This window comes from Enterococcus sp. DIV0240d, assembly GCF_051711245.1.
In the GTDB taxonomy this organism is placed as follows: Bacteria; Bacillota; Bacilli; order Lactobacillales; family Enterococcaceae; genus Enterococcus_D; species Enterococcus_D casseliflavus.
The window spans coordinates 1,259,608-1,272,010 of sequence record NZ_JBIOMG010000001.1 but is presented as its reverse complement, the minus strand read 5'-3'; the positions used below and the strand labels follow the sequence as shown (position 1 = coordinate 1,272,010).

The 12,403-nt window shown below is 44.0% G+C and carries 13 protein-coding genes; 3 read left to right on the top strand and 10 right to left on the bottom strand.

What is annotated here, in order from left to right; genetic code table 11:
- Positions 1-24: 24 nt before the first annotated feature.
- Positions 25-1,020, bottom strand: a complete 996-nt coding sequence (locus tag IGJ25_RS06020; protein ID WP_010747735.1) for a LacI family DNA-binding transcriptional regulator — start codon at positions 1,018-1,020, stop codon at positions 25-27.
- Positions 1,021-1,385: 365 nt separating this feature from the next.
- Here IGJ25_RS06020 and mazE point away from each other — a divergent pair, with 365 nt between their 5' ends.
- Together mazE and IGJ25_RS06010 are read left to right on the top strand one after the other, a co-directional pair.
- Positions 1,386-1,616, top strand: a complete 231-nt coding sequence (gene mazE / locus IGJ25_RS06015) for a type II toxin-antitoxin system PemI/MazE family antitoxin (protein ID WP_225000994.1) — start codon at positions 1,386-1,388, stop codon at positions 1,614-1,616.
- On the top strand, positions 1,616-1,957 hold the full coding sequence (locus IGJ25_RS06010) for a type II toxin-antitoxin system PemK/MazF family toxin (protein ID WP_087627127.1): 342 nt from the start codon (positions 1,616-1,618) through the stop codon (positions 1,955-1,957). The genes mazE and IGJ25_RS06010 overlap by 1 nt, the downstream gene beginning before the upstream one ends.
- A 169-nt stretch (positions 1,958-2,126) precedes the next feature.
- On the opposite strand, the gene IGJ25_RS06005 is transcribed toward IGJ25_RS06010, so the two are convergent.
- Together IGJ25_RS06005 and IGJ25_RS06000 are read right to left on the bottom strand one after the other, a co-directional pair.
- Entirely contained in the window at positions 2,127-3,437 is a 1,311-nt protein-coding gene (locus tag IGJ25_RS06005) for an NCS2 family permease (RefSeq protein WP_081116571.1), read from the bottom strand.
- A gap of 160 nt (positions 3,438-3,597) precedes the next feature.
- Positions 3,598-4,197 (bottom strand): NUDIX hydrolase N-terminal domain-containing protein, encoded by a 600-nt coding sequence (locus tag IGJ25_RS06000; RefSeq protein WP_005225461.1) that lies wholly within the window; start codon positions 4,195-4,197, stop codon positions 3,598-3,600.
- A 189-nt stretch (positions 4,198-4,386) separates the two neighbouring features.
- Between IGJ25_RS06000 and IGJ25_RS05995 the strand changes: the two genes are divergently transcribed.
- A complete protein-coding gene (locus tag IGJ25_RS05995) occupies positions 4,387-5,391 on the top strand; it encodes a DUF389 domain-containing protein (protein ID WP_225000995.1) in 1,005 nt (334 codons plus the stop codon).
- A 43-nt stretch (positions 5,392-5,434) separates the two neighbouring features.
- Here IGJ25_RS05995 and IGJ25_RS05990 read toward each other — a convergent pair whose 3' ends face one another.
- The 7 genes from IGJ25_RS05990 to IGJ25_RS05960 all read right to left on the bottom strand — a co-directional run bounded on the left by IGJ25_RS05990 (position 5,435) and on the right by IGJ25_RS05960 (position 12,365).
- On the bottom strand, positions 5,435-6,061 hold the full coding sequence (locus IGJ25_RS05990; RefSeq protein WP_081116570.1) for a zeta toxin family protein: 627 nt from the start codon (positions 6,059-6,061) through the stop codon (positions 5,435-5,437).
- The gene (locus IGJ25_RS05985; protein WP_438779159.1) at positions 6,062-6,928 is read right to left on the bottom strand and encodes a class II fructose-bisphosphate aldolase; all 867 of its coding nucleotides are present in this window, start codon (positions 6,926-6,928) and stop codon (positions 6,062-6,064) included.
- Between the two features lie 22 nt (positions 6,929-6,950).
- Complete coding sequence (locus tag IGJ25_RS05980; RefSeq protein WP_005225457.1) at positions 6,951-7,343, bottom strand: hypothetical protein; 393 nt, start codon at positions 7,341-7,343, stop codon at positions 6,951-6,953.
- Positions 7,344-7,361: 18 nt separating this feature from the next.
- Positions 7,362-8,651, bottom strand: a complete 1,290-nt coding sequence (locus IGJ25_RS05975) for a PTS sugar transporter subunit IIC (RefSeq protein WP_005225456.1) — start codon at positions 8,649-8,651, stop codon at positions 7,362-7,364.
- A 31-nt stretch (positions 8,652-8,682) separates the two neighbouring features.
- Positions 8,683-8,985, bottom strand: coding sequence for a PTS sugar transporter subunit IIB (locus IGJ25_RS05970; protein ID WP_005225455.1), 303 nt, complete (start codon positions 8,983-8,985; stop codon positions 8,683-8,685).
- Positions 8,986-9,009: 24 nt separating this feature from the next.
- The gene (locus IGJ25_RS05965; RefSeq protein ID WP_005225454.1) at positions 9,010-11,079 is read right to left on the bottom strand and encodes a BglG family transcription antiterminator; all 2,070 of its coding nucleotides are present in this window, start codon (positions 11,077-11,079) and stop codon (positions 9,010-9,012) included.
- A gap of 236 nt (positions 11,080-11,315) precedes the next feature.
- Complete coding sequence (locus tag IGJ25_RS05960; RefSeq protein ID WP_005225453.1) at positions 11,316-12,365, bottom strand: FUSC family protein; 1,050 nt, start codon at positions 12,363-12,365, stop codon at positions 11,316-11,318.
- Positions 12,366-12,403 lie beyond the last annotated feature (38 nt).

Sequence of the window (12,403 nt, the reverse complement as noted above, 5' to 3'; positions counted from 1 at the left end):
CTGTTTTCTCTAAAAATATTTGCTTTATTTCTCCTGCTTGTCAAGCTTGGCAGTCGACTGTTTGACCACTAATCGATTCGGTAATTCGATCACCTCAGGAACCTCTTCCCCTTGCGTCAGTTTTTGGATCGTTAAGACGGCATCGATGCCTAATTGGACATAGGGATATTGGGTCGTTGTGATGGTCGGATAGACATAATCCGTCGAATCATAGCCGCCAAAGCCGTTCAAGGAAAAGTCTTGCGGCACTTGATACCCTAGTTCATGGGCGGCTTTCAATACAGCAACAGCAATATTGTCGGTAGCACAGGCGATGTACGTTGCCGATTGATCTTTCAAGAACACAAGGGCTTTTTGGTACGTTTCTCTTCTTGAAAAGGACGTTTCGATAAAGTCGACTTTGACGTTGGGCGTTTGTGCCAAGACATCAAGAAATCCTTTTTTCCGCAAGACACCTACCGCATAATCATTTTCGCTGACACCAACAAATAAATAACGTCGGTGGCCAGCGCTGACTGCATATTCTGCCATGGTTTTGCCAGCTTGATAATCTTCATGGACGATGGAATGAATGCCAGCTAACTGTTGACCTAATAATAAAACAGGCATAGGAACCTCTGCCAGCACCGCTTGCAGCTGCGGCGTGATTTTGCGCGCAAACAGGATCATCCCTGCTACTTTTTGTTTGACCAGCATTTCGATATTTTCTAATTCCCGTTCATCGCTTTGATCAGAGTTGGTGATCAGCATTTGATAGCCGTTTTCCCGTGCCGTCGTATCAATCCCTTTCAACACATCATTTGTCGATGGTGAATTCAGTCGAGGAATGATCACGCCCAGCAATTTCGTGTCTTGGGCTTTCAGCGAACGAGCAAATGTATTGGGGCGATAGCCAGTTTCAGCAATGATCTGATCAATTTTTTTGCGCTTTTCTTCACTGATATAGCCATTGTTCAGATAGCGGGAAACCGTACTTTTCGCTACTCCCGCCTTTTCAGCAATGTCCTTAATCGTTGTCATGATTTCCCACCTTTGCGTTTTCTTTTATTATAACAATAACTGAAAGAAAAGCGCAGGTTTTGCGTGAAAATTGTTGGGATGGGCGGTTTTGGAATGAAGCTTCACTTTTTCGTTGCTTTAATACCCTGATCATTGGTATGCCATAAATGATCCATCTAAAAAACTTCGTAATTCTGCTTAAAATCTAACATCTATTTTTCTGAGATGTTCATCCATCTTTTCAAACAATATTTCATTGCGGTTTATTATCTATCTTATGTAAAGTGCGTTTTGAACTTTTGATGTGTTCAAAATACATTAAATTCTTCCGTTAACATCGCGTTACTCAATGTTGTATGATATACTATAAATCAAGAGGTGATATTATGCTTATTACTAAATCAAGACTGCAAGGCAGTTCTGTCGTCATTACGCTTCCTTCTAATAACGGTAAGAAACCTTCTGAAAATCAAGAATACGTTGTCGTCTACGCAGAGGATGGGACGATCATTCTTGTTCCTAAAATTGAAGATCCTTTTCATGGTGGAGAAGAATCAGAGTTTTATGAAAAAGATGAGTGGGAAGACCTTTCACCTGAAGGGAGAGAAATTTTTTAATGATGAATGATCAAACTTACATTCCCAAAAAAGGGGATATCGTGTGGATCGACTTTGACCCTTCGGCTGGAAAGGAAATTCAAAAAAGACGTCCAGGATTAGTCGTCTCTCGCTATGAGTTTAATCGTAGAACGATGTTTGCGGTAATTTGTCCTATTACACATACAATTAGGAAATTTCCTACCCACTACACATTACCAGATAGCATAGATACAGATGGACAAGTGATTATCTCTCAATTAAAATCACTAGACTTTAAAGAAAGAAAACTGAAAAAAATTGAAAACCTCCCTTTACAAGATATGGCGAAAATCGATCAGATCATTGAGTATATTTTTTAAGCAATACAACGCCCTGATTCGTCGGCATATAAACCACGGATAGTAAATCCTTATTCAATTCTGAACATTTTTATAGCAAGCGACATATAATAAAAAACCAGCTAAGCCACGCTTAACTGGTTTTTTATTACTTGAAATCCTATCCTAAGTTTACATTAAAACGTCTCTCTCACACATTCAAAATCCACATAAACCCAAGAAAGACAAAGAACAAGCCGTACATGATTGGTGAGACTTCTTTGCCGCGTTTGGCTGCTAACATGGTGATTGGGTAAAAGATGAAGCCCAAGGCGATCCCATCGGAGATGCTGTAGGTCAACGGCATGCCTAGTAGAATCAAGAAGGCTGGGATTGCGATTTCCATTTCGTGCCATTTGATTTCTCGTAGCGATTGTGCCATCAGCACACCTACGACGATCAGAGCTGGTGCCGTCACTTGGGAAGTAACAACGGATAGCAATGGTGAAAAGAACAAGCCGAACAAGAAGAAAATTCCAGTCGTCACGGCAGTCAAGCCAGAGCGACCGCCCACGGCGATCCCAGCGGAGGATTCCACATATGCGCCTACTGGTGAGGTCCCTAATAAAGAACCAGCGAGCATGGCGGTGGAGTCAGAAGCAAGTGCTTTGCCGACCCGCGGCATTTTGTTGTCTTTCATAAAGCCCGCTTGATTGGCAAGTCCCACCAAGGTGCCTGCCGTATCAAAGAAAGTGACGAGTAAGAAAGTCAGTACTACGACCCACATTTGCAGGGAGTTGATGTCTCCTACATGGTTTAGCGCCACTAAGAATGTGGAAGAAATACTCGGTGCAGCAGAAACGATACTGGATGGTGCTTGGATCAAGCCAGTCAAAAGACCTAAAACAGTTGTTGCGGCCATCCCGATAAAAATTCCACCAGGAACTCTGCGAACCATCAAGACGGCAGTGATCACTAAACCAAAAATCGTCAGCCACGTCGTACCGACACTCAATGACCCTAGTGCCACAAGGGTCGAATCATCGGAAACGATGATCCCACCTTCGCTCAATCCCAAAAAGGCGATGAACAGACCGATCCCACCAGAGATGGCATATTTTAAATCAGCAGGAATCGCATCAATGATCAGCTCCCGTAATTTGAAGATCGTGATCACGATGAAAATCAGTGATGCCACAAACACACCCGCTAATGCTGTTTGCCATGGAACCCCCATTCCAATACAGACTGAATAAGAAAAGAAGGCGTTGATCCCTAATGCGGGTGCCGTAGCGATCGGGTATTTTGCTAAAACTCCCATCAAGATACAGCCCAATGCGCTGGCTAACGCCGTTGCCGTAAAGACGGCACCTTCGTCCATCCCAGATGCCCCAAGGACCGTTGGATTGACGAATAAAATATAGGCCATCGAGATAAAGGTGGTAAAACCAGCTAAGATTTCTCGTTTAACCGTTGTTTGTAAGGCATCCAGCCCAAAAAAGGAATTGATTTGATTCTTCATTTTTACTCCTCCAGCAATCAAGCAAAGGTATCGCCATTGCTTGATTTTTTATAATGAAAACGACGAAATCAATCATAAACCAACTTTATCTGCAAGTAAATATTATCCAGTTAAAAAAACCAATAAAACGCTTTTTCCAACATCTTACCCTTAGCTGTTTTTAATCAACGTGTAACGACTTCTCATTCACCAATTGCTCCAGTTGTTCCTTGGTGGTGCGCTTGATGGAAAGCTTCGGCAGCTCCTTCAACGAAAAGTAATCGCTGTTGGAGGTTTCACTGTTTTTGATGAAGTCCCCTGCCAAAACATCACAGACAAAGACCAGCTTATAGTATTGAAACACTTGCGGAATGTCTGGTCTTAGATTCGTATCAAAAATTGCTCGCAGCTCCTTGACCTCAACGAGTAAGCCAGTTTCTTCCAGCACTTCTTTTTTGATGTTTTCCCGTGGCGTCAAGCCAATTTCTGCATAGCCTCCTGGCAGTGACCATTCTTTCGTCAGGCTGTCTTCCACCAGCAAGATTTTTTCGTCTTTTTGGATCAATGCTCGTACATCGACTTTGGGCGTAGGATAGCCCTCATTTTTTTCTGTTAAAAGAGTCAACGCAGCTGCGTCTTGATCCACGACGGTACTCATCAAATGCAATGCCAACTCTTTGATCTCTTGGTAACGTTCCTTATCGTAGACATCTTTGCCATAGTACAAACCTGCTTCAGCGATCGATAACAGGCGTTTGTATTGCGCAAAATAATCTTTCATCCATTCCCCACCTTTTCCATTTATCTGATATGCTTCTTATTCTAGAGGAAATCGGCGGTTTTGCAAAAGATTGGCAACCCAATCATTGAATTCTCGTTGCTGCCATCGCCTGATAAACGCAGATTTTTGTAAAATCAGCCGATTTAAGGGACAATGAAAAGAGCCGAACGATTTTTCTCAGAAAGGATGATGAATGTGAACTTAACGCCTGATTTAGTTTCCAAAGAACAATTGATTGGAAAAATTCAAAAAGATATGGACCAAACGATGCTCGTCTATGCACTTTTAGTTTGTGCAACGCTGATTGCTTCGATTGGTTTGAACTACAACTCTACGACAACGATTATCGGGGCGATGTTGATTTCGCCACTTTTAAATGGGATCAACGGGATCGGCTTTGGTTTAGGTCTTTCCCACTTGCGCTTAGTCAAAAAAGGGCTGCTGGTCTTTAGCATCCAAGTCATCATCGTACTTATCATCTCATTCGCCTTTTTCTTACTCACGCCTGTCAAAGACACAACACCTGAGATCATCACCCAAACGTCTGCGACGATTTGGGATATTTGCGTCGCATTGATCGGTGGTTCCGCACTGGCTTTTGCCAAAGTCAGGGGCCGCGACAACGATGTTATTATCGGCGTCTCCATCGGGACGTCCCTGATTTTGCCGCTTTGTGTAACGGGTTATGGGCTGTCGATCAAAGACTATTCGATTTCATGGGAATCTGCTCAACTCTTTTTCACCAATTCCTTTTTGATTTGTTTTTCCTTGTTCATTACCATCTGGCTGTTGCAGTATGGGGATTTCCGTCACCAAAAATGGTGGAAGTTTGCCGTGGTTGCCTTACCGATCACGGTCATTGGGAGTTTCTTCGTTTATACGACGATCCAAACGACCATCGTGGAATACCATGCCAAGCGTTTTGTAGAAGCCAAACTGGGGGAACATTATTTGCTGGAGCAAACACTTAATGAGCAGAAACAATCCCTTGAATTAAAACTCGTCGGTGAACCACTCTCGAAACAAGCGGTCGCGCAGCTTGAAGCAAGTCTTGAAAACTATGCTTTGCCCGACTACCAGCTCAAGGTCAATGTCTATTCTGCCAATAAAGAGGGGCAATTTGATGCCAAAGTATTAGCCGAAATCCTCCAAGTCCAAAACCAAGGAACTTCGAAATTTTTGGGCTTAGACTAAAAAAACAGGCGCTGCCCTTTTCAGGTGTAGCGCCTGTTTTTCTTCAATTTAAGTCATTGAGTTGTTCAGCGATTCTCTCGATCAACGGGCGATAATCCACTTGCTCGTAATCTTCCACATTGACTTCGATAAGCGCTCCTAACTGAAAGTCATCGTAACGGCGATCAGTGATGATTTGCCGAAACGCTTCTTTGGTTATATGGTTGGTTGCAGCTTGTCTATCTTCCAGTACATCCCCGTAATGGTACCGTTCCATGATGAAACTTAAATGACGGTCATCCGCTCGATCACGTAAGAAGCGTCTTTCCCATAAGGTTTCAAAAGAAGCAGTCAAGCGAATGGTCAAGCACTCATAACCATAGCTTTGGGCGAGAAAAGTTAGCAATGGCTTCTGTTTTTCACTAAAAGGGTATTCCGAGACCACCAAGCGTTTTCCTAAAGACATGTACAAGCCCAATGCCTGATAGTAAAAAGGCCAAACATACTGCTTTTCGATCTGGGCTTTTTCTGCCAATGAATCAAAGCCGAGGGATTCGGCATAGCACTCTTTGATTTCATCTGGCGTAAGAGCGAAAAGATCAGGAAAACGTGTCTTCAACAGATCCAGTAAATAACTTTTTCCAGTTCCAGGGCTGCCTGCCAATAAAACAAGCATCTTTTTGCGTACCATCTATTTGCCGATCGCAGTCGGCGCTTTCGTATTCATGAAAAGGCCGATCTTATGCTTGACGATTTCTTTGATGGCTTCATTGGATGGGATCACGTTGTGGCGCAAAGATTTGTTGACTTCCGTTGCCCCAAAATTTTCTTTCGCAATCTTCGTCCAGTTCACCAACAATTCAGTACCTACATTAAACTTACGAATGCCGTTATTGATCAATTCGGGATAATCTTCTTCTTTGACGCCAGTTCCTCCATGAATGACTAGCGGCACGTCGACGACTGCATGGATCTCCTTCAATAACTCAACATTCACTTCGGTTTTGGAACGGAATTGGCCGTGATTGGTTCCGATAGCGATGGCTAGCGCATCGACGCCAGTAGCAGCGACAAATTCTACCGCATTTTCTGGGCGTGTGAAGACTTTATCGTCTTCTTCCACATGAATGCCTTCTTCTGTGCCGCCGATCGTTCCTAGTTCTCCTTCGACGGACACCCCATGGGCATGGGCGTATTCTACGACTGCGCGCGTTTTCAAAATGTTTTCTTTGAAGGGCAAATGCGAGCCATCATACATCACCGAGCTATAGCCGCTATCAATCGCTGCTTTGATCTCATCGAAATCTCTGGCATGGTCCAAATGCAAGACAGCGTCCACTAGCTCGTGATCGGCAATCGTTTTGACGACATTGACCAAGACATCATAGCCAATGTATTTCGCTGTATCGATACTTGTTTGAATGATGATGGGTGCCCCCATCTCTTTGGCTGCCCGCAGAATACTTGGCAGCATTTCTAAATTATGGGTATTAAAAGCCCCCACTGTAAAATTCAATGCTTCTGCTGTTTTCGTTACTTCTTTTAATGTTGTATACATCCTTGATTCCACCTCGTCTAGTTTAATTGCCGCTGATCGTAAGTTGTTTGGCGATTTGCCGCATTTCTTCCATTTTGTCCATGTAATAGTCGATCTTTGCATCGTCGCCGTTTCGTGCGGCGGCGGCACGCTGAGCATTGTAAAGGGACATCAGTTTTTTGTAGCCGTCCCCGATCGATTTTTTCGCCTGCAAGCTTTTTTCCAATGCGTCGATCGCTTCTTCTGTGCGGGAAAGTTTTGCCTGCGCTAAGCCTAACGCTTCATACAATTTTGCTTGTTCGTCGATGTCGGTTTCTGCTTGCAACTGACTTTCTAGATTTGCAATAAGCGCTTCTGCCTCTTGGCTTTCTTCAGCGGTCAAAGGAACCGCTGGTGTTTCTGTGGGCTTTTTTTCTTTTTTGAAAAAAGAGAACATGCGTCTTCCTCCTAGCGATTAAAAGTTTTTCAATAAGGGACTGATGATCCAAGCATATAGCAAGGCTGCCGTGACGGTATCCACATCAGTTGCCGTAGCGTTAACAAAGCCCATTTGATTGAAGATCGTTACAAGTAGGGCTGGCAGTAACGTAATGAAGAAGCCGTGAAAGATCCCTCCGATGATCGCCCCTCGACGTCCACCGACCGCATTGCCGAAGATCCCAGCGGTACCGCCTGCAAAGAAGTTCGTCAGCATCCCCGGCAAGATCATCGCCAAGCCAAAGACTGGTAAAACGAACATGGCGATGACTGTCCCAATCGTTGTAGTAATGAAGCCTAAAATAACTGCATTGGGGCTATATGGGAAGAACACTGGGCAATCGAGTGCTGGTTTTGCATCAGGCACCAATTTCATGGCGATCCCACGAAACGCAGGGACGATCTCGCCTAAGAGCAACCGAACGCCTGCTAACAAAACATAGACCCCAACCACGAATTGAATGGCTTGTAAGAAGGCATGCATGATGTAATTTTGATCACCAGAGAGCGTAGAAGCAAAGGTTTCTCCAGCAAACAAGACCGTCACGATATACAGTGGAACCATCACGACCATGACAGAAAGATAGGTATCTTGTAAAAATTCAAAAGAACGTGGCAGTTTGATGTCTTCGATCGATTTTTTCTTCTCGCCTCTTTCTCCAAACAGATAGGCAACGCCTGCTTCAAAGAGGTAGCCGATCGTACAGAAATGTCCGAGAGCAATGTCGTCTGACCCAGTGACTTTGCGGATGATGGGCTGAGCCATCGCTGGCATCGCTACGGCAAAGATCGCCCCAATCACCCCACCGACAAGAATCAAGACAACGCCGCGTAAACCAGCGAAATAGCCAAAGACCGTCGTCATGGTCGCCATCCATAAAATGGCTTGACCCGTTAAGAAAATATATTTCCATTTTGTAAAGCGTGCCAATAAAATATTAAAAACAAAGATAGCTAAAAATGTCAGCGCTATGTCCCGACCCAAGCCCAACTCATTCATCGCTTGCCCGTTGATGGCTTCGATGGAAGGAATTATGCCTTGCATGTCGAATCCTTCTGTGAAAATCTCGCCGAAATAGGTCAAACTACCGACGATGATGCTAGAACCAGCGCTTAAAACCTGGAAGCCCAATAGCGTCTTCAAACTTCCTGAAATGACTTGACCTGCTGACTTTTTCTGAAGCAGCAGCCCTAACATCGCGATCAAAGCGATCGTGATCGATGCCTGCGTTAAAATATTATCAATGATAAAATTGATGATGCCCATTTTTTCAAACTCCCTTCGTCATGCCTCTTCCTTACAGTGCGCCTTTTTCCGTTAATACCGGGGTGATTTTTTCTTCGATTTCTGGTTTTGAAACGATGTTGCGTAAATAAATGATTGCGGTTGTCGGGTCCAAGGCAAACTTTTCAAATTGCGTTCGGAAATTCTCTGCCGTAATGATGATGTCTGGTTTCATTGATACCGCTGATGAGATATCGACATGATCCAATTTCGCCTCCACTCCTAATTTCGTTAAGACATCTTCTGTTGACATCTGAGCCGCAAAGCTGCTGCCAAGACCTGCACCGCATACGAATAAGATCGATAATTTGTTCATGATTTTTTCCCCTTTTCTTGTTTTTTATGAAAATAGCAATGATTGAAAAGCTTCAATCGTGGAACAAGCCAGCAACTGCGTGACTTTTTTTTCATCATTGATCAATTCGATCAATTCCTTCATGATGGCAAGATGAGAGTAAGAGTCCACCGCAGCCAAGCAAAAAATGATTTTGACAGGGTCCATTTCTGGGTTCCCAAATGCGACTGGCGGCGCCAAGGTGAGGACACTCACACCCAACTGCTGGGCGCCATCTTCTGGTCGGGCATGCGCCAGCGCCAAATGTTTACCAATGACGATATAAGGACCGTATTCCTTCACCGCAGCAACCATTGCCTCGATATAGTGTTTTTCGATGATCTGTTCTTTTAATAGTGGCTGCGCCGAGCGTTCAATGGCTTCTTCCCAATTTTGAACAGGAACATTTAATTGAATATGACTAGCGGATAAAACATCTTTTAACATTGGCTGAATCTCCCTTGCATTAATGGCTAATTGATTTTGTTCAAACAAGTGTGTCAATTTGCGATAGGCGGCAGCATCGACCGTCCCACCGCTTTCTTCAATGACTGTAAGCAATTGATTGAAGAACAGCGTGGCATTTTTTTGGTCAAAGGCGATCCGCTTGAATTGTTCATTGTTTTTTAAGAAACGGCGGATCACTTGGTGATTTTCTTCATTGATGATCGGTGGGATCAGTAATACCGGCTTTTCTCGATAATCGATCTCATAGGTTGAAAAAACCAGATCCACATCGAATTTCGTGATCAAATTGACTTCTTGTGAATTCAAGACTGCCGCAACTTCTACTTCTGGAAACTTCTCCTTGAGGCTGGCTGCCAGCAGATTGCCGGTTGCCATTCCATGGTTACAGACGACGACCGCCTTATAGATCGTAATAATCTCGTGGTTCAATGAACTTAGGGCTGTAGAAAAATGGATCACGAGAAATGTCAGTTCATCTTCCGATAGTGGTTGACCGACGATCTCTTCGATCGTAGGAGCGAACCCCTTGACGGCTTGGTAGATTTGTCCATAATTTTTGCGAACGGTCTCTTTGATCGGATTGGGTACTTGAATACCGCTCTTGGCTCGAACGATCAGCGCTGCCATATGTTTATACAATCCCTCTAACAACTCTTCTTCCTTTTTACTAAAAGGGATCTTGGTTTGGCATTCCACAAATTGGATCAGCTGCAGCGACAAGAGTTGCGCATGCGCCCATTCGATGGAATTGGACAAATCTTTAAAATTCAGTGATTCGATGATGAAAGAAAGATAGTTGACTTCGATTTCTGGTGGCTCAATCGAAAAGGTTTCAGCGATCGCCTGGATATAGGCTGACCCTTGGAGCTGATTGCTGGAAGTAGACCAGTTCATGCGAGTGATAAATTCCTTCATTCTGATACGCATCAGCCAAATGGCGGTAAACAATAAAATTTGGCTGCTATACAACTCATTTTGATTTGGCGGCAACACTGCTTGCATCACTAGTTGGATCTGTTTGATTTCTTTTTGCGGCAAATAGCGATAAAGCAATTTCGTAAAGACTAAATCTGGGGTCTGTTTATCAAGTGGCAACCTACCGATCCGCTGATTGATGATGTCAAAAATCATCGTCCGAATCGCTCGTTCCGATCCATTCAACCGCAGTCCTTTTTTTCCTAGGCTGATGATCTCAATGCCATATTTATTGATGTCCGCCCGCAAACGGCGCATGTCTTCATCCATGCTGCTTTTTGATATCTGGTACGCTTCTTCTTTTTTATTCAACACCAGGATCTCTTTTGAAAAGGTCAGATGCAGCAGTAGATCAAAACGACGCTCTTCACGGGTCATATATTCCGACTGTTGTGCGTGTAATGCCTGCCAAACGATGGCTTGCTGTTTCGAGGTCAGTTTCAAAAGGATGCCCTTTCCTCGAAGGGTTTGGATCGGTCCGATGTGTAAGTCAGCAAGAAACGTGTTGATCTCATTCAAATCATTGCGGATCGTCCGCCCACTGGCTGCGGTCTCTTCTGCCAGTTGCTCAATGGATAGTGGATAATCAGTCACCAACAGGCGATGCAAAACATCTACGATTCGTTTTTTCACAACTTTCTCTCCTTCTCTGATTTGAGTATATGATTTCGCTTACAACAAAAAAAGTAGATGTTTCTGCCACTTTAGTTTGCAAAAATGTAAACGCTTCTATTTCAAAATAGGAACCTTTGCTCGATTATTTCATATTTCCCTTATTTTTCCTATCCGATGGAGATAACGTTTAGATAGAGGATCAAAGGCAAAAAAAAGCAAGAGCTACAGCTCTTGCTTATCGATGATGGTGCATTCTATTGTGTTTGATCCGTCGTGTCTTCTGGCTTACTTCCCAGCGCTTGCTCCATTTGCTTTACTGCCCAATCCATTAGAAAGATCAACAGCATTGCCAGCACACTGCCGATCAATGCCCCTGAAAAACGCAATGGGATCAATTTCAGCGGCGTAAAACTAGTACCGATGGTCATTAACAGCAGGACTTGCGGATTGGTAAAAAAATTAGCAACGGTATAATTGACTGGCATAAAAAACTCCGTCAATATGTTTAGAATGATCAATACCACTGCGATCGCTTCAAGGGGCATATGCAAGGACATCAATAAGAAACCCAGCAGCAGCCCCACGATTCCTCCCAGTACCCTACCAATCGTGCGATTTTTGATTTTTTCCATATGTTCTCCTGCCAAGACGGCAGCAGCAGAAATCAAGATCCAATAGCCGTTGCTGTCCCGCAACAGATAGGCAATGTAGGTCGCAATGAACAATATCAAAGAAAAGTGCAGCGCCTTGATGACCATTTCTGGTTGCTGAGATAATGCTAGCGAATATTTCTCGTGCAAGCTCAGTTGTTGAAAGGCCGTTTTTTCTTCTTTCAACGGCAGCTGTTCAGCCAAAGAAATCACCAGTCCAGCAAGCAGCGAGCCTGCGATGCCATAAAGCAAATAGGAACTGTGGTGCAAGATCTCTCCAAGGTGCGCTGCGTGAAAATTAAAGCCGGTGGCATAAAGCATCAACACGAAGAAATAATCGGGCTTGGGGATCCGCATCACTTTTGACAACAAAAACGCAGAAAACGATAACGCACCGATGATAAAAGGTGCGCTCCAAGGAATCAGTGCTGTCCCAGCGCCTAAAATAAATGCCAGCAGCAGCGCAGCGCCGTGGGTCAAAATGGCGCGCAGATTATAAAAAAGGGTCCGATGTTGAAAAGCCAAGTAGGAAAAAGCCCCCATCGCCCCCACAGAACTTATCAAAGGGTCCTGAACGAGGATCCCTATAAACAAAGGAACCGCCATCGCAAACCCTGATCCTAACGGACGCAAGACTTTTCGTTTGTCTTTCATGCAATTCCTCCTATCAAAAAATATGTACGATGATACAG

Excerpts from the sequence above, each read along its gene's own strand:
- IGJ25_RS06020 (WP_010747735.1), bottom strand. The coding sequence starts at position 1,020 with ATGACAACGATTAAGGACATTGCTGAAAAGGCGGGAGTAGCGAAAAGT.
- mazE (WP_225000994.1), top strand. The coding sequence starts at position 1,386 with ATGCTTATTACTAAATCAAGACTGCAAGGCAGTTCTGTCGTCATTACG.
- IGJ25_RS06010 (WP_087627127.1), top strand. The coding sequence starts at position 1,616 with ATGATGAATGATCAAACTTACATTCCCAAAAAAGGGGATATCGTGTGG.
- IGJ25_RS06005 (WP_081116571.1), bottom strand. The coding sequence starts at position 3,437 with ATGAAGAATCAAATCAATTCCTTTTTTGGGCTGGATGCCTTACAAACA.
- IGJ25_RS06000 (WP_005225461.1), bottom strand. The coding sequence starts at position 4,197 with ATGAAAGATTATTTTGCGCAATACAAACGCCTGTTATCGATCGCTGAA.
- IGJ25_RS05995 (WP_225000995.1), top strand. The coding sequence starts at position 4,387 with ATGAATGTGAACTTAACGCCTGATTTAGTTTCCAAAGAACAATTGATT.
- IGJ25_RS05990 (WP_081116570.1), bottom strand. The coding sequence starts at position 6,061 with ATGGTACGCAAAAAGATGCTTGTTTTATTGGCAGGCAGCCCTGGAACT.
- IGJ25_RS05985 (WP_438779159.1), bottom strand. The coding sequence starts at position 6,928 with ATGTATACAACATTAAAAGAAGTAACGAAAACAGCAGAAGCATTGAAT.
- IGJ25_RS05980 (WP_005225457.1), bottom strand. The coding sequence starts at position 7,343 with ATGTTCTCTTTTTTCAAAAAAGAAAAAAAGCCCACAGAAACACCAGCG.
- IGJ25_RS05975 (WP_005225456.1), bottom strand. The coding sequence starts at position 8,651 with ATGGGCATCATCAATTTTATCATTGATAATATTTTAACGCAGGCATCG.
- IGJ25_RS05970 (WP_005225455.1), bottom strand. The coding sequence starts at position 8,985 with ATGAACAAATTATCGATCTTATTCGTATGCGGTGCAGGTCTTGGCAGC.
- IGJ25_RS05960 (WP_005225453.1), bottom strand. The coding sequence starts at position 12,365 with ATGAAAGACAAACGAAAAGTCTTGCGTCCGTTAGGATCAGGGTTTGCG.